Below are 17,354 nucleotides of genomic sequence, written 5' to 3' on the forward strand. Positions count from 1 at the left end.
TTGATTAATCAATGATAAATAATTTTTCTATAGATACGAAAATGGGACGCTATATTGCGTCCCATTTAACACGATTAAGTAACTGATATGTAATTAAGCTCGCTTCTTGCCTTTGCTCGCTTTGAAACCTTGATGCGGAAAAACGTTGCGAATCCGCTGTTGGATTTTTTTGGGAACGTCCTTGGAAAAGCTCAAACGCATGCCAGTTCGTTGGCTATATACCTTCATTTCACCACTAAACGGATTATGTTCACTAATATCTTGTAAGTTATGTTTGAAAGAAGGTGGTAGATGCCCTTTTACGTTACTGATATGGCCGTTATCAAACTTTACTTTTAGCACTGGTCTATCAACTGCGATCAACCAAAAGATTACGATGGCAGCAATTAAGATTACATATAACATTTGGCACTCCCTATCCTAGCTAGATAGCAATTTACTCAAATCCTCTTTGATCGAGGTAACTTTTTGACTCGCTTTTTCACTTCTCGATGCTTCAGAAAGTAGATATTCAATTGCGTCAGATAATGTACAACCGAGCTCGGTTGCTCTGCTAGAAAGCTTTTCCCAAACTCGATAATCTAAGTCAATGGACTTTTTCTTTGTATGGACTTGCTCTGCATTGAAATGACGCTTCCTTTTCGCTCGGATAGCCTGCTTGAGTTTGTTGTCCAACTCTTCTGACATGTGGTTTTCTATCCAAGCTAATACAAGCGTAGGTTCGTGTTCAAGGCGTTTTAGCTCTGCAACCGCGGCATCTGCTTCACTTGTATCAATATGTCGGGTAATCGCTTCACCATCTTTCCATTTCTTGATGAGATACTTCCATTTCCACCCACACTCTAGATTCTCAAGCTGCTGATATTTCATTTATTCCGACCCATAAACATAACCTAGTGACAGCGTAACCCAGATAATTTACTTGGGCAAATAAAACTCTTAGAAGTATCGATGTTGATCACTCATTTGTCTAAGTATTGTTCATTGAGTGTTGAATGCCGTGAGCGAACCAAATTGGTGCTAGGGTGTTATAGTCCATTTCGTTATAATGTCGGCAAGATTGAATTACGATGAATTTTAATGAACCAACTTAATTGGCAAGACGTAACACCTTCACTTGAGCAGTACGAAGCACTTTTAAAGTCTGCACCTTCGTTACCAAAGAAGTCTTTTACTGATCTTCAACCGAGGATGTCGGCAACGATATCTCGCTTTTCCAAAATGTCGGGATTGACACGCGTGCTACTCATTAACTGCGTCGATAATTCTGTCTATAGAGAGTTCATCAGTAAAGCTCTTCAGAGTCATTCTAACGCTGCGATTGTTTTGTCGGAATCACTTGATGCCAAACGTTTATTTGACCGTTACAGTGTTGATGTAAGTGGTGATATTGCCTTCCAACCTGGCTTGATTTCACAAGCTGACGACGGTTATTTGATTGTACCTGCTAATCTCATTCTGGCTAACCCGGGACTTTGGCCGAATATAAAGTCTGCAATTCAACAAAACCTTATCGAGCCACTGAACCTAAGCCCTACTCGCTTACCTACTTCAGTACCGCCATCTAAAGCTTATGATGTAAAACTGATTGTAACTGGGGAAAGAAGTCAGTTAGCAGAGCTAGAATATATCGACGAGGACTTTTGTTCAGGCTTTGCCATGTATACCGAAGTTGAAGAAGATATTCATTTGTCAGAGCAGAATTTGACAGATTACTTTGGTTTGGTGAACTGGATATGTTCTCAATATCAGCTGCCTCACTTAACGGAATGTGGCTTTAGAAGACTGTTGCTAGCTGGTATGAGATTTACTGAAGATCAACATTATTTGCCGTTAGGTGTAATGTGGCATTCTCAACTTCTAACACTTGCCAGCCAGTTCAGTGATGGCCAAACATTAGATTACGAGTCATTAGATAAAGCGATTGACGACAAGTATTATCGCGAATCCTATCTTCCTCAGCGTGCCGTGTACGATATTTTAGATGGACAAGTCATTATTGAGACAACTGGGGAACAAGTTGGTCAAATCAATGGCCTAACCGTCATCGATATGGCTGGACACCCTGTCAGCTATGGTGAGCCTGCCAGAATATCGTGTGTAATTCACTTTGGTGATGGCGATGTTTCCGATGTTGAGCGCAAAGCTGAGCTTGGAGGCAATCTACATGCGAAAGGCATGATGATTATGCAAGCTTTCTTAAGCTCTGCTCTAAAACTGGATGAACCACTGCCTTACTCTGCCTCGATTGTATTTGAACAGTCTTATAGTGAAGTTGACGGTGACAGCGCATCTCTCGCAGAACTTTGTTGCTTGGTGAGTGCGTTATCTGAATCTCCAATTAATCAACAAGTTGCGGTTACAGGAGCCGTCGATCAGTTTGGTCGAGTGCAAGCAGTCGGTGGCTTGAACGAGAAAATTGAAGGTTTTTATCAGGTTTGTAAACATCAGGGTTTTACGGGAAATCAAGGCGTTGTCATGCCGAAATCAAACCTTAAACACCTTGCATTACATAAAGATGTAATAGAAAGCATTAAAAATGGTGAGTTCCATATTTGGTCCGTCTCTACGGTAGATGAAGCTATTCCGATTGTTATGAATAAACCTTTTAGAGGCGAAGACGAGAGCATTATTGGCAAAATAGCGGAACGTATTGAAAACTTTGAAAGACATGAGCATCCAGAAGGAATTGTGCAGCGCATCAAAAACTGGTTTGTCTAGTACTGATCGGAGTTGTTTAGCGTACACGTGTTCACTAAGATGCAGCTATCAAAAATTGGAGTAATTGATAATGCAAAACAAACGTGATTCTTATAACCGTGACGATCTACTTGCTTCTAGCCAAGGGGAACTGTTTGGGCCTGGTTACCCTCAGCTTCCTGCGCCAAACATGCTAATGATGGATCGTATTACTAAAATGTCTGAGACAGAGGGCGATTTTGGTAAAGGTTTGATCTTGGCGGAATTGGATATTACTCCAGATTTGTGGTTCTTTGATTGCCACTTCCCTGGTGATCCAGTAATGCCTGGCTGCCTTGGCCTTGACGCGATGTGGCAACTTGTTGGCTTCTTCCTTGGCTGGGTTGGCGGTAAAGGTAAAGGTCGCGCTCTAGGTGTTGGTGAAGTGAAGTTTACAGGCCAAATCCTACCGACGGCGAAAAAAGTAACCTACGAAATCCATATGAAACGCGTCGTAAATCGTAAACTAGTAATGGGTTTGGCTGACGGTCGTGTATGCGTAGATGGCAAAGAAATCTACGTTGCGAAAGATTTGAAAGTTGGTTTGTTCCAAGACACTTCAAACTTCTAATCACGACTTTAATCGATTTATAAAGGCTCCTATTTAGGGGCCTTTTTGTTTGCCTAGTCTATAAATGTAGAAAAGGCTCCGTAGAGCCCTTTCGAATCCTTCTTTTTGTATGTGGAGAGTTTATTTGTAGAGACCAGATTGTCTTTCATCTCTGGCATCACGCCAACCACCTAACCAATACGACCGAGCATCAACTTGTTGATATGGGCAAGCCTCTTGAGACCTTCCATTCAACCCAGCTTTATAGCCTTGAGATTGAGCTCGTTCTAGGCGATCACGCTTTTGTCTCTTCATAGTTAATTCCTCATACAGGTCCATTTACTAACGTACAGCTGTTATTGTGAAACTTTGATGGAGTTTTTATGACTCCACTTATAAGAATCGATCAAGTTGAGTGATTTCTCAAGGCATAAAAAAAGCAGAGGCTCAAATGTGTGAGCCTCTGCTTGATTTAAAAATTACTGACGATTTTTGACTATTTTCTACGGAACCCAAACAATCCAAGCATGGTCAAAGCTAACCAACCAAGGCCTGCACCTTGACGCTCTGTTGTCGTTGAGTCAACGCTTCGAGACACAATGTCCTTCTCAGTCGCACCTGCAATAGGCACCAATTTTACAGCTACGATTTGCTCATCAGAACTACATGTCGCATTGTTTGCTGTTGTACTGTAACCGCCAGCACATTTCATCGCGGTACCAGAAATCACACCTGCATCGTTGATATCGGTTGCGTCAAGAATACGGAACTGGTTGTTTTGTTCAGAGTAGTCACCGCCATTAGTCAAACTATCTAGGAACCAAGCTTTTCCATTAAATAGTGTTGAAGCACGTTCACTAGTCTCACCACCTACACTATATGGGTAGATAAAACCGCGCTTACGACGTGGCTTACCATCGTCTTCACGCGTCGTTTCCGCATCAAGTTGTCCGACAATTTCATTGTAAGAGTTGATCCCGCCCATCTTACCGCCCGCACCGCTGAAGAAAATTCCGGTACTTGGGTAAAAAGCGTTAATAGAATCCTTACGAACATCATTTACGATAAAGAGACGATTCGGAGCAGAGCCCGTTGGCATTAAGTATCCGCCCGAACGTTTTGCTTCACCAATAGCAACAAAATTTGAGTTAACATCGGTTAATCGTGAGTTTGTATGAACCGTATCATCGCCCTCACGCTGTCTCGCTCCTACAACAACTTTGTTTTTCCAAGTTGCGTTTTCAACGCTACCTTCTGCCTCTAGGGTTCCGACAAAAACAGTAGCATTCAGATAGTTATCATCACTGTATGTGTTGTAACCCACGCCGTAAACCGTTGTTCCATCTGTGACAAGGTCACGCATGCTTCCTTGAGCCAGTCTTTCTCCGTCTTTAGATGTGCCACTTGGCCAAGCCAACTCACTGACGGTTCCACTTTGATCCCAAATAGCTGCTTTCGATGTGTGGTGAGCGCCATTGGTATTGCTTGCCGTTCGAGATACACTACCAACGGTAAAAATGCCATCGGTTTTCCAAGCGTGGCTTTGCACAACGCTTGCGTCGTTATCACCTGTAACAAAATTTGGTTCAATAGGTGCTACGACTGTATTTCTTGTTTCCAGTGTCGACTGGTTTTCACTGCTGACTTTACTTTGATTACCGACAGCTGCACCATCTTCGGTAAGCTGATTGATAACATTGTTATATTCATTTTTATAAGCAGCAGAATCGCCTTCTACAAATGCTAACGCATTAGAAGTAAAGTCTTTACTACGCTCTTTATTCCATGGGGTCCAGTTTACAGAAGCCCAAGAGTCACAAGTAGAATAGCGAAGCTGGTTATAACAGTAACGTTCAAAACCTTTGAGTTCTTGGATGTAATAAAAGCCCGCGTCCAATCCAAATGGAATTTCCTCACGATAGCTATTTCCATCCACGGCTTGTGTCGCTGAAATAGGTGTTGTGCGAGTTTCCATCGCAAGCTTAAATTGGCCTGGTGTACAGTTTGCTGCTGCATCAAAACAGCCCAAAGCGAAAGGGGAACCTGTTGAAGGATCTGTACCCGCATCACCTTGCTGAATTGCAACGCCGTAAGCCGTTTGGTAGTCACCGTTTGAACCATGATCCTGAGGTGAAACCTCAACCACTTGATACAATGCCGCCTGTGCGTTCATTGTGGTACCAACCATCATCGCAATGGCGGTCAATTTGAATTTATTACTACAATTCATTGAATTCTTAACTATCCTGTTGCATTGCTTCGAGTTCTTCCCATCTCTCGAATGCGATTTCCAACTCCTGCTCTAGTGCAGCAAGCTGTTCCAATACCGGCTGAGTTTGCTCTACAGGTTTAGCAAAGAACTCTGGATCGTTCACTTGCTCCTGAAGGCCCTCGATATCCGACTCTAATTGTTCTAGTTTAGCTGGTAGAGCTTCTAATTCTCTTTGCAGCTTATACGATAACTTCTTCGAGTTGTTCTTAGGTTGAGTTGTTTTGGGAGTTTCCTCAACCACTTTTTCTTTTTTCGCTGGCTTTTCAACCGCTTGACGAACCGCCAATACCTGCTCACGCTGCTGTCTTGCATCGTGATAACCACCAACAAACTCTTCAATCACTCCGTTTCCTTCGAAGATCCAGCTTGTGGTAACGGTATTATCAACAAACTCTCGGTCGTGGCTAACTAAAAGCAATGTGCCCTGATAGTTGGCAAGCATTTCTTCTAAAAGTTCCAACGTTTCGATATCCAAATCGTTGGTTGGTTCATCAAGAATAAGTAAGTTGTTTGGTTTCAACAAGATACGAGCTAGCAGTAATCGGTTTTTCTCACCACCAGAGAGCGCCTTAACCGGGGTTCTTGCGCGCTTAGGTGCAAATAAGAAGTCTTGAAGATAACTCAGCGCATGACGCTGACGTCCCCCAACCATTACTTCTTGTTTCCCATCCGCTAAGTTATCGATCACTGTCTTTTCTGGATCCAAAATCTCTCGGTACTGATCAAAGTACGCGACTTCTAATTTTGTTCCGCAGTGTAAACGACCAGACTGCGCTTCCAATTGCCCTAATAGCAATTTAAGTACCGTACTCTTACCGCAGCCATTTGGTCCGATAAGTGCAATACGGTCACCGCGCATAATGTTAAAGCTAAAGTTGTCGACGATTGTCTTGCCTTCGTAAGCAAAAGATATGTTTTCTGCTTCAAATACAATTTTCCCTGAACGTGAAGCATCATCGATATTAAGGTTAACTTTGCCTTGGACATCCCGGCGATCGCGACGCTCTTCACGAAGTTTCTTCAATGCGCGTACACGACCTTCATTTCGAGTTCGGCGTGCTTTAATGCCCTGCCGAATCCAAACTTCCTCTTGAGCAAGCTTTTTGTCGAATTCAGCATTCTGCATTTCTTCAACGCGGAGCATCTCTTCTTTTTCTTCTAGGTAGTTGTCGTAATCACCAGGGAAAGAAGCTAATTGCCCGCGATCTAAATCAACAATGCGTGTTGCCATTGATTTGATGAACGCACGGTCGTGAGAAATAAAGATGATCGAGCCTTTGAAGTCTTTTAAGAAGTTCTCTAACCATTCGATAGTTGTTACATCAAGATGGTTTGTTGGCTCATCAAGAAGCAATACATCAGGGTCACAAACCAGCGCGCGAGCCAAAGCAGCTTTACGCTGCCAGCCACCGGATAAATCGGTTAGTTTGGTTTCTGGGCTTAGTTTTAAAGCACCAAGTACGTTCTTGACACGGTCATCAAAACGCCAAGCATTAGAATGGTCAAGCTGCTCTTGAACCTTGGCTAAACGGTTGATGTTTTTCTCACTCGGGTCTTGAGCAACAAGATCGAGAAGATCGTGATAGATCTTCAGTTGTTCGCCGATTTCAGCCAAACCGCCAGATACGTATTCGTAAACCGTACCCTCTTGATTACGCGGTGGATCTTGTTCAAGTCGAGAAACAACGACGTCTTGAGTGATTTGAATCTTGCCGTCGTCCAACAAAATGTCGCCGGCAAGCACTTTCATTAACGTGGACTTACCTGCTCCGTTGCGACCCACTAAACAAACGCGTTCGTTTTCTTGAAGAGCGAACTCCGCTTTGTCCAGTAATGGGTGGTCACCAAATGCAAGTTGTGCGTTATGAATGGTAAGTAATGCCATTATTATCCAACCAATGTGTGAGTTGTTCTAAGTCAAACGGCCAGTTCAACTCAGAATCTTGATACTTTAATACGGGTATTGTGACGCCGTAACGAGAAAACAGTGCATCATCGAACGCAATATCAATGATATCTGTTTGCTCGGCCAAACCAATTTGGTCTACTAGAGCAAATGCCATCTCACAAAGATGGCATCCCTCCGTGCTATACAATATCAGCACGTATTAATCCTTTTGTTTATACTACGCGTGCGTTACTAGCCAACAGTTATGAATCTGTTTATTACGCGCAAAATCTAATGGTAACGTTTGAGAAGAAATATTCTGAGCCTTCAAACCAAGTTCAGCCAGCGACTCTTCATCCATCTTGAAGTGGCGCTTGTTATTCGAGAATACGATAGTGCCTTCACTTCTTAGTAAACGTTTAAGATTCTTCATCAGTTTAATGTGGTCACGTTGTACATCGAATGATGTTTCCATACGCTTAGAGTTAGAGAACGTAGGTGGATCAATAAAGATCAAGTCGTACTCACCTTTCGCGTTTTCTAGCCATTGCAAGCAGTCTGCTTGTTCATAGCGATGCTGACGTCCTACACAGCCGTTAAGCTGCATATTGTCTTTCGCCCAGTTCAAGTAGGTATTTGACATATCAATAGTCGTTGTGGAACGAGCGCCACCAACCGCTGCGTGAACCGTCGCACTCCCAGTATATGCAAACAAGTTTAAGAAATCTTTACCTTGCGCCATTTCACCTAAGCGACGACGAGTGATCTTATGATCCAAGAACAAGCCAGTGTCTAGATAGTCATGAAGGTTTACGATCAGCTTCACACCGTACTCGTTTACTTCAAGCGTCTCTGATACCTGACCTAATTTTTGGTATTGGCTGCGACCCTTCTGCTTTTCACGAACTTTAAGTACAACTTTGTTCGCCTCTACACCTGTCACCTGAATCGTTGCACGAATGATATCCGTTAGGCGACGTTTTGCTTTTTCTTCTGGAATGTTTTTTGGCGCAGCATACTCTTGAATTACGATTTGATCGCCGTATACGTCTATCGCCACATTGTATTCAGGAAGATCAGCGTCATAGATTCGGTAGCAATCAAGCTTCTCTTTACGAGCCCACTTGCCAATCTTGCCAATGTTTTTCTTTAAACGATTTGAAAAGTCTGGTGCGATTTGAACATTAGTATCAGCACCCTTCACTTCATCAGCACTGCGCTCTGCAATACTGTAGTTCTTTTGGTGACAAGGTAACGCACCATTATTCAATTTAAATTGTTTATCAGCACGCATACGAAGACAGCTCAGCAGCTCGTCTGAACTCGAGAAGATAGAGGCTTTGCATCCACCAAACTCAGATTTTAGCTGTCCACCAAATGCGGTGTAGAGCGCAATTAGCCCCGGCTCAGTTCCTAGACGTTCACCGTAAGGTGGGTTTGAAACGATAACACCGTGTTCGAATCCTGCAGGACGAGTAATGGTTGCTGCATCACCTTGTGCAAACTCAATCAATTCTTCAACGCCTGCTCTGCGCGCGTTTTCTTGAGCAACTTTTAATACTTTAGGGTCGTTATCGAAGCCAAAAAACTTAGCGTCAACTTTCTTGACACCTCGTCTAGCTTGAACATTAGCCTCTGATTTAATCTCTGCCCAAGTCTCTGGTTCAAAGTCTTCCAACACTTCGAAACCCCATTGCTTTCGCTTAACGCCAGGAGCCATGTTGGCAGCCATCATCGCAGCTTCAATAAGCAAAGTACCAGAACCGCACATTGGATCGAGTAATGGTTGATGCCCATCCCAGCCACAACGCATGATAATCGCAGAAGCAAGCGTTTCACGTAACGGGGCACGACCCGATTCTGGTCGGTAGCCACGTTGATGCAAACCACTGCCTACCATATCGATCCCAAGCAACGCTTTATCTTTATGCAAACGAACGTGGATACGAACATCTGGGCGTTCTTTACTGATGTTGGGACGCGGCAAACCTTTATTTTCAAAGCAATCTACGATGCCATCTTTGACTTTCATCGCACCGTACTGGCTATTTCTGATCTCACGGTTTGTGCCGTTAAAGTCCACAACAAAACGTTTAGAGCTATGAAATTGGTTAACCCAGTTAATAGCAGATGTAGATAAATACAAGTCCATGTCGTTGTTACACGTGAACTCAGATAAAACACGTACAAATCGAGACGCTAAACGGCTCCACAAACAACAGCGATAAACCTGTTCGTTTGTCGCTTTAAATTTTACGCCTGCCTGTACTGGTTTCGCATTTTCAATGCCTAGTTTAGTCAGTTCTTCAACAAGCAAATTTTCCATGCCATTTGAAGTTACCGCGAGATATTGATTCATAGTGTTCTTTCGCTGATAAAAAATGGCTTCAATTATACCTGACTTTACGATCAATGCCTCGTTTTTAAAGGAATTTCCCCACCTGTTAGTTCAAATCATCACCAACAAAATGATCTGAAACTTTCAACATCTTCAATTTGAGTGTTTTTATTCACGAACGAAATTTTGTTCCCTTGGAAAGAAGTGAATACTTATTTACATTGATTTTGGTATATACCAGGTAATGATTATTGATGTAAGTTACTTACATTTTTGCCTTATAGGGGAATAAATGGGGTCATTTTAAGCGCTAGGTTGCCTAGTTAAGGGAGTCATCAGATTGAAATAAGTAAAATAAAAGTGACCAGCTTCATGTTTGCATGCATAGAAAACATACAGTTTCATGGCTGATGGGGCTCTAGTATCAAAGGAAAGGACAAAAAAAATCGACCTAACGAGGTCGACTAATGCAAACAAAGGAACGAAATAAAGAAAAAATTAAACAGGTTTACCCCACCATTGCCATAGGGGTTATTGCAAAGAGGTGATTTGCACAAGCCATGCGGTCATGCATTACTTTAATCGGCTGCCCAAACTGAAGCGCCTTATTGCCATCAAGCACAAACGCTTCTTGGTTAACATAAGCACATAAGCTCGACGTCTCGCCTGGTTCTAACACGATGAACATGCCATCAGAATATTGGTTTGTCAGAAAGACCATGTCCCCTTCTTCAGGCTCGTAACCAGAGGACTGTGCGTCAAAGAACCAGCTTTTAGGCTGTACAGGTTTATGAAAGCGCTTTGCCGCAACACAATACAGTGTTAACTCAGCTTGGCGGTATTCGCTGATGTCGAGGCATCGAATACGTTCATTAAACGTTTGGAATGCACTGGCGTCATCAACGGTAAATTCATTGTTTGAGAAGGCACAGTTAACCAACAATTTTCGGGATAAATTGGTTTGGAAAATCATTTCCTCCCCCAGATCCAGCATTAAGCAAGCTTTTTGCTCGTCAAAATACCAATTCCATTTGTCGCTGGGTTTAAGCATTATTCCGTTCTCTCTTGACTAGTTAAATCAGTGGTAAAGAGGTAAGACGCTTAATTACCTACTCGTGATTTTTAAATTTTACAAACGAACGGATAAAAAAAAAGAGGAAACAAAGTCCTCTTTTTTATGTAATAGCTACTGATTTTTCAGTGGTTTTTGATGTGTATGTTAAAGATTCTTAACAATATCACGTACTAGACCTGGGCCGTGGTAAATAAAACCGGTGTAGACTTGAACAAGTTTAGCGCCTGCCATCAGCTTTTCTTTGGCTGCAACATAGGAATCAACACCACCAACACCGATAATTGGAAGTTTGTCTCCTAGCTCTTCATGAAGCTTACGTACGACTTCCGTAGAGCGTGATTGCACAGGGCGACCACTTAAACCACCTGCCTCATTGGCGTGTTTCATTCCTTCTACGATCGTGCGATCCAGAGTTGTGTTAGTCGCGATCACACCATCTATATTGTTTTTCAATAAAGAATCGCAGATTTGGCAGATTTCTTCGTCACTCAAATCAGGCGCAATTTTTAATGCTAGCGGGACGTATTTGTTGTACTTCTCTGACAGTTCTTCTTGTTTCGCTTTTAATTCAGAAAGTAGTTCATCAAGCGCTTCACCATATTGAAGTGAACGAAGACCCGGAGTGTTTGGTGATGAGATATTAACCGCAATGTAGCCTGCGTACTCATACACTTTCTCCATACAAATCAGGTAGTCCTCTGCCCCTTTCTCAATTGGTGTGTCTTTGTTTTTACCAATATTAATTCCGAGAACACAGTTGAATTTTGCTTGCTTTACATTCTCGACCAAATTATCAACGCCTAGGTTATTAAAGCCCATGCGATTGATGATACCTTCAGCTTCGACTAAGCGAAATAAGCGTGGTTTATCATTCCCTGGTTGCGGACGAGGTGTTACGGTGCCAACTTCGACAAAGCCAAAGCCCATGGCATCAAATGCTTCAATGCATTCACCGTTTTTATCTAAGCCAGCCGCAAGACCTACTGGGTTACGGAATGTTAGTCCCATACACTCAACTGGACGAGTTGGTAATTGTTGGCGGTAAAAGAGATCAAGTGGTGTGCCGTTAAAGCGTTGGAAGTTCTTGATTGCAAGATCGTGTGCCTTCTCGGCATCGAGTTGGAAAAAGCCAGTTCTGGCTAGACGGTAAAGCATTGTGCCTCCGAAAGAAAAAAGCCCCGTATAAACGGGACAATATTATTTACTGTTTTTCATCGTAATTCAATGAAAATGAATGTATTAAGTAAAAACCTATATCTTTCTAATATTTTCAAATATAAAACAAACAATTAGAGTAAGATTTCAACAATAAAATTTATAACTAACCACCCTAAAGCAATCGATTTCAGCCTATTTTAACTTCCCAACGCTGTTACGCTGTAACTCACTCGCACTATAGTAGAAACGATGAGCAACAAAAAAGCCTCGCTAAATAACGAGGCTCTTACTTACAATTTGACTAGCTCATCTACTCTTTCGACGAACAGTTGAGATTCAAGAGTACTAATTCTCGAAGTGCTACAGAAAACTTAGCAAATTCGTGGACAGAGCCAACTTTGAACTCATTCAAGATGCTTTCCCAACGGTGCAGTGATTGCTCGTTAGTTTCCATCCAATCTTCTAACGCTTTCATCACGTCTAGCTCTTCCGTTGCACAGCCGCAATTTAATACCTGAGCCGTAAGTTGACGTTGTTGCCAGTCCAGATCTTCTCGGAATGCAGCTCTTGCCAGTGCCTGCCAGTTATTATCAACTGCTTGGCTGTTAATTTGCTTCAAGAACCAGTGTAACGACAAACGGTCACCTAAGTTAAAGTAGAGCTTCGATGCTTGCTCAACCGTTTTACCTGTTTCACTCGCTACTGATGAGATATCCAGTGCAGATTGTAAGCTGGATAAACGAGCGACTTGATGTGCAAGTTTCTCTTCTACCCCTTTCTCAATCCACCCTTGAGCAAGTTCATTGTGTTCTTCTACTTCAGACTCAACCAGCATAGTGTCTAAGGTTTCAGTGATAACATTGACATCTTGCTTGTAGATAGCAATCAGCTCACCAACTGTGCATTTACCACTGCGGTTGCGAAGCAACCAACGTGCAATTCGACGTAGTGCTCGACGAACATAAAACATGATTTCGTACTGAGCTTGAGCAGTGGCGATATTATCGAGTTCACGAGTCTGCTTAAGAATTGCTTCTAGATCGAAAATTTCACGAGCCGCACTGTATGCGTTAGCAATATCGACAACACTTGCACCGGTTTCTTCTTGCAAACGAGTGACGAAGTTACAGCCCATTTCATTAACCATCTGGTTAGCCAATGCTGTAGCGATAATTTCAGCTCGCAGTGGGTGATTAACCATTTGCTCTTTATAGTTACGTCGTAACGCACTTGGGAAATATTCAACAAGCTGTTTCGCATGGAATTCATCATTCGCGATTTCATCCGTAACAAGTTGCTGTTTAAGTACCATTTTACCGTAGGCAACTAACACTGATAGCTCAGGGCGAGTCAGACCTAGTCCCTGTTTTTCACGCTCGATTAGCGTTTCATCATCAGGGATGTATTCGAGAGCACGATCCAAGTACCCTGCTTTTTCCATGGTATGGATGAATCGAATTTGTTCCTTAACAATGCCAACACCTTGCTGTTCAGTAACGGAGATCGACTCAGATTGACGGTAAGCATCATCTAAGACAATTTCACCCACTTCGTCTTCCATAGACTCTAGAATTTGGTTACGTTGCTTAACCGTAAGATCGCCATTTGAAACCAGTCCATTAAGGAAGATCTTGATGTTGACTTCATTATCCGAACAGTCAACGCCACCCACGTTATCAACGAAGTCTGTGTTCACTCGGCCGCCAGTCAGTGCGTATTCAATACGACCAAGCTGAGTCATACCCAAGTTACCGCCTTCGCCAACCACTTTTGCTCTTAAGTCACGACCGTCAATGCGTAGCATGTCGTTAGCACGGTCACCAACATCCGTATGAGTTTCTGTCGATGCTTTAACGTAAGTGCCGATACCACCATTCCAAAGCAGATCGACTTTCATTTTCAAGATCATCTTAATCAGATCATTAGGCGCTAAAGAGGCTTTCTTAGTACCTAACATTTTCTGAATTTCTGGCGTTAACTGGATCGATTTTGATCGACGAGAGAAGATACCACCACCTTGAGAGATCAAATCTTTATTGTAATCTTCCCAGCTTGATCTTGGCAGATTAAACAAGCGGTTACGCTCTTCCCAGCTGGTGGCTGAATCTGGATTTGGATCAATAAAGATGTGCATGTGGTTAAAGGCAGCTTGCAATCGAATGTGCTTCGATAACAGCATACCGTTACCGAACACGTCACCTGCCATATCACCTACACCGATTGCGGTAAAGTCAGTGGTCTGGCAGTTGATGCCCATTTCACGGAAGTGACGCTTAACAGATTCCCAACCACCTTTTGCAGTGATACCCATCGCTTTGTGGTCGTAACCATTTGAACCACCTGAAGCAAATGCGTCACCTAACCAGAAGTTGTACTCTGCAGAAACAGAGTTCGCTAGATCTGAGAATGTTGCTGTGCCTTTATCTGCAGCCACTACTAGGTATGGGTCATCTTCGTCATGGCGCACAACGTTTTGTGGTGGCACGACTTCACCTTCAATGATGTTATCTGATACATCAAGTAGCGCACGAATAAATCGTTTGTAACAACGTTGGCCTTCAGCAAAGATCTCATCACGGGTTGTGAGAGATGGCTGGCGTTTACAAACAAAGCCGCCTTTTGCACCCACAGGTACGATAACGGTGTTCTTAACCTGTTGCGCTTTCACGAGACCAAGAATCTCTGTACGGAAATCTTCTTGACGGTCTGACCAACGTAAACCACCACGAGCCACTTTTCCGCCACGAAGGTGAACACCCTCAATATCTGGTGCGTACACAAAGATCTCGAACGCGGGTACAGGCTGCGGAATCTCTGGAATATCGCTCGGTTTCATTTTCAAAGATAACCAAGGCTTAGGTTGCTTGCTTTCGTCTAATTGATAGTAGTTAGTACGAAGTGTCGCCATGATCATGTCGATGTAACGACGAATAATACGATCATCATCCAAGCTCTCTACACGATCCAACTGCTCTGTTAGCTTTTTAATCAGATCGTTTTGGCCTTTTTCACTGCCTTTGTGTTTCGGATCGAATCGCTTGGTGAACAGCTTGACTAGACCTGTTGCTAAGTCTGGATAGTGGCTTAGCGTGTCTTCGATGTATTGTTGACTGAATGGGAAACCGACTTGGCGCATGTATCGAGCATAAGCACGAAGAATGGAAATCTCACGCCCAGATAGCGACGCACCTAGTACCAATCGGTTAAAACCATCACTTTCAAGGTTGCCTGCCCAAATTGCGGCAAATGCTTGTTGGAAACGATCACGAGCCTCACGAAGATCAACCGTTTTCTCGCTCTTATGCAGCATAGAGAAATCAAGGATCCAGAATGTCTGTCCGTTGTTTTTCTCGATCTCATACGGTGATTCACCTATCACTCGTAAGCCAAGGTTTTCAAGCATTGGCATTACGTCAGAAAGGTGGATTGGCTCATCGCGATGGTATAACTTCAAGCGAACAGCTTTTGAATCCGCCCCCTCTTCTTGAGGTCGGTAGAACAACATGCCAAGTTTATTATCATCACTTAACGCTTCTAAGCGTTCAATATCTGCAACCGCAGAACCTGGCATCATGTCCTCTTTATATGAGCGAGGGAACGCACTCATGTATTCTTTTGAAAGAGGAAGGCCTTTGCTTTCACCAAAGTTAGCAATGATGGATTCTTTTAGTCTGTCATCCCAAGAGGTAGAAACTTCCATTAGGTTTTGCTCGATCTTTTTCACGTCTACGTCAATGTTGTTATTGTCTACACGAACAATGTAATGTGTTCTCGCTAGTGGGCTTTCTGAGAAGAACGTTGTAAATTCAACCTCTTGCTCGCAACCAAAGTACTGCTTAAGAATGCGTTGAGTTTGACGACGTAACTCTGTGTTGTAACGATCTTTAGTGACATAAACCATGCAGCTAAAGAAACGACCAAATGGGTCCTTACGAACAAATAAACGCAGTAGGTCACGATCTTGCATTTGTACAACACCCATACCCACCTCAAGCAGCTCTTCTTCATTTGCTTGAAGTAGTTCATCGCGTGGGTAGTTTTCTAAGATATTGTGCAATGCTTTGTATGAATACGATCCGTGACGATATCCGCTCGCTTCAAGGATACGGTCCACTTTTTCACGGATCAGAGGGATGCTTTGTACCGCTTGGTTATACACGGCAGAGGTATATAGACCAGTAAAGCGATGCTCACCTATTACTTTACCGTTTTCATCAAACTTCTTAATACCGATGTAATCAGTATAAGCTGGACGGTGAATACGAGATGCTTTGTTACCTTTTGTGATAATCAGAGCGTATGGCTTTTTCGCTTCTAACCGCGCTGAATCTGAAAGTTCAGATAGCTTGACGCTACGGACGCGCTTGTCATCAGCAAATAGACCAAGTCCTTTCTCTTTAGCAGGAACAAGCTCGGTATCACCATTGACTTCTTCTAAGTCATAATCTTTGTAACCCATAAAGGTAAAATTATGATCTTCTAGCCAACGAAGAAATGCGATCGTTTCGTCCATACGATCCGTTTGGATAGAAACACGATCTTTATTTTTCTCAAGTTCATCAGTCACAAGCTTAAGCTTATCAACCATTTGCTTCCAGTCATCAACGACTAAACGAGTGTCAGATAGAATTTTTAACAGCTCTTCTTTAAGCGCTTGCATCTCTTCTTTACTAGTAAGGCGGTCTACCTCGATATGGAACAGTGATTGAAGAACACCACCCTCACCGTTTACGTCGGTAACTTGGCCTTTTTTATCACGCTGTATCTGTGTTGGGTTGTTTAACATTAGGTGGCAAACAAGGTCCAAACGCGCTAAAGCCATTTTGACTGAGTCCACTAAGAATGGACTATCTGGAACAACAATTTCTACGATTGTGTGTGTGGATTGCCAGCCTTGACGACTTACGGTCGGGTTAAATACTCGTACCGAAATCTCTTCTGGTTTTTTTTCATTGATATGGTGCCAAAGGCTGACGACAGCACCATAAAGATCGGATTCGTTTCGCTGAATCAGGTCATCATCAGCAATGTTACTGAATAAGTGTTGAGCAAGTTTAGTTACAAGCGTTTGGTGAGAAAGCTCGAGTTTGTCTTGAATCAGTTGGTAAACTTTTTCAAGCAGAACCGGCACTACATTTTCACGCGCGGTCATATTCACACTCCACATTAGAATTGTTGTTTTGTAGGGGGACTTAGTAGCTAGGTTGTTACCTTAGAAACTAAGCATAGGTAATGCATGTGCCCATTGTAAAAGCATAATTACAAATGTTTAACAACTAATCGTGGTGGTAAGAGGTGAAATGTCCGATTCTGTGACTAAGATTCCTATTTAAC

12 protein-coding genes are annotated in these 17,354 nt (G+C 42.8%); 2 read left to right on the plus strand and 10 right to left on the minus strand.

Features of this window, described 5'->3' with window-relative positions; genetic code table 11:
• Nucleotides 1-93 precede the first annotated feature (93 nt).
• A complete protein-coding gene (locus NB463_RS22725) occupies nucleotides 94-405 on the minus strand; it encodes a DUF3634 family protein (RefSeq protein WP_005396496.1) in 312 nt (103 codons plus the stop codon).
• Nucleotides 406-420: 15 nt separating this feature from the next.
• On the minus strand, nucleotides 421-870 hold the full coding sequence (gene matP / locus NB463_RS22730; protein ID WP_053807434.1) for a macrodomain Ter protein MatP: 450 nt from the start codon (nucleotides 868-870) through the stop codon (nucleotides 421-423).
• 210 nt (nucleotides 871-1,080) lie between these two features.
• Between matP and NB463_RS22735 the strand changes: the two genes are divergently transcribed.
• A complete protein-coding gene (locus NB463_RS22735; protein ID WP_053807435.1) occupies nucleotides 1,081-2,721 on the plus strand; it encodes a S16 family serine protease in 1,641 nt (546 codons plus the stop codon).
• A gap of 70 nt (nucleotides 2,722-2,791) precedes the next feature.
• Nucleotides 2,792-3,310 (plus strand): bifunctional 3-hydroxydecanoyl-ACP dehydratase/trans-2-decenoyl-ACP isomerase, encoded by a 519-nt coding sequence (gene fabA, locus NB463_RS22740; RefSeq protein ID WP_005396499.1) that lies wholly within the window; start codon nucleotides 2,792-2,794, stop codon nucleotides 3,308-3,310.
• A 120-nt stretch (nucleotides 3,311-3,430) separates the two neighbouring features.
• Here the strand turns inward: fabA and rmf are convergent, their stop codons facing one another.
• The 8 genes from rmf to NB463_RS22780 all read right to left on the minus strand — a co-directional run bounded on the left by rmf (nucleotide 3,431) and on the right by NB463_RS22780 (nucleotide 17,172).
• Nucleotides 3,431-3,604, minus strand: coding sequence for a ribosome modulation factor (gene rmf, locus NB463_RS22745; protein ID WP_005377453.1), 174 nt, complete (start codon nucleotides 3,602-3,604; stop codon nucleotides 3,431-3,433).
• Between the two features lie 181 nt (nucleotides 3,605-3,785).
• Complete coding sequence (locus NB463_RS22750; RefSeq protein ID WP_258431557.1) at nucleotides 3,786-5,519, minus strand: DUF3466 family protein; 1,734 nt, start codon at nucleotides 5,517-5,519, stop codon at nucleotides 3,786-3,788.
• Nucleotides 5,520-5,526: 7 nt separating this feature from the next.
• Entirely contained in the window at nucleotides 5,527-7,446 is a 1,920-nt protein-coding gene (locus NB463_RS22755; RefSeq protein ID WP_006743219.1) for an ABC transporter ATP-binding protein, read from the minus strand.
• Nucleotides 7,424-7,666, minus strand: a complete 243-nt coding sequence (locus NB463_RS22760; protein WP_074190119.1) for a glutaredoxin family protein — start codon at nucleotides 7,664-7,666, stop codon at nucleotides 7,424-7,426. Before NB463_RS22760 ends, NB463_RS22755 begins: the two co-directional genes overlap by 23 nt.
• Before the next feature lie 21 nt (nucleotides 7,667-7,687).
• Entirely contained in the window at nucleotides 7,688-9,808 is a 2,121-nt protein-coding gene (gene rlmKL, locus NB463_RS22765; RefSeq protein ID WP_005396504.1) for a bifunctional 23S rRNA (guanine(2069)-N(7))-methyltransferase RlmK/23S rRNA (guanine(2445)-N(2))-methyltransferase RlmL, read from the minus strand.
• A gap of 487 nt (nucleotides 9,809-10,295) precedes the next feature.
• Nucleotides 10,296-10,838 (minus strand): cell division protein ZapC, encoded by a 543-nt coding sequence (locus NB463_RS22770; RefSeq protein ID WP_005396505.1) that lies wholly within the window; start codon nucleotides 10,836-10,838, stop codon nucleotides 10,296-10,298.
• Between the two features lie 168 nt (nucleotides 10,839-11,006).
• Complete coding sequence (pyrD, locus tag NB463_RS22775) at nucleotides 11,007-12,017, minus strand: quinone-dependent dihydroorotate dehydrogenase (protein WP_047010356.1); 1,011 nt, start codon at nucleotides 12,015-12,017, stop codon at nucleotides 11,007-11,009.
• A 313-nt stretch (nucleotides 12,018-12,330) separates the two neighbouring features.
• Nucleotides 12,331-17,172, minus strand: a complete 4,842-nt coding sequence (locus tag NB463_RS22780) for an NAD-glutamate dehydrogenase (RefSeq protein ID WP_047010357.1) — start codon at nucleotides 17,170-17,172, stop codon at nucleotides 12,331-12,333.
• Nucleotides 17,173-17,354 lie beyond the last annotated feature (182 nt).

The organism is Vibrio sp. RM-41-2B (assembly GCF_024744415.1).
Lineage (GTDB): Bacteria > Pseudomonadota > Gammaproteobacteria > Enterobacterales > Vibrionaceae > Vibrio > Vibrio diabolicus.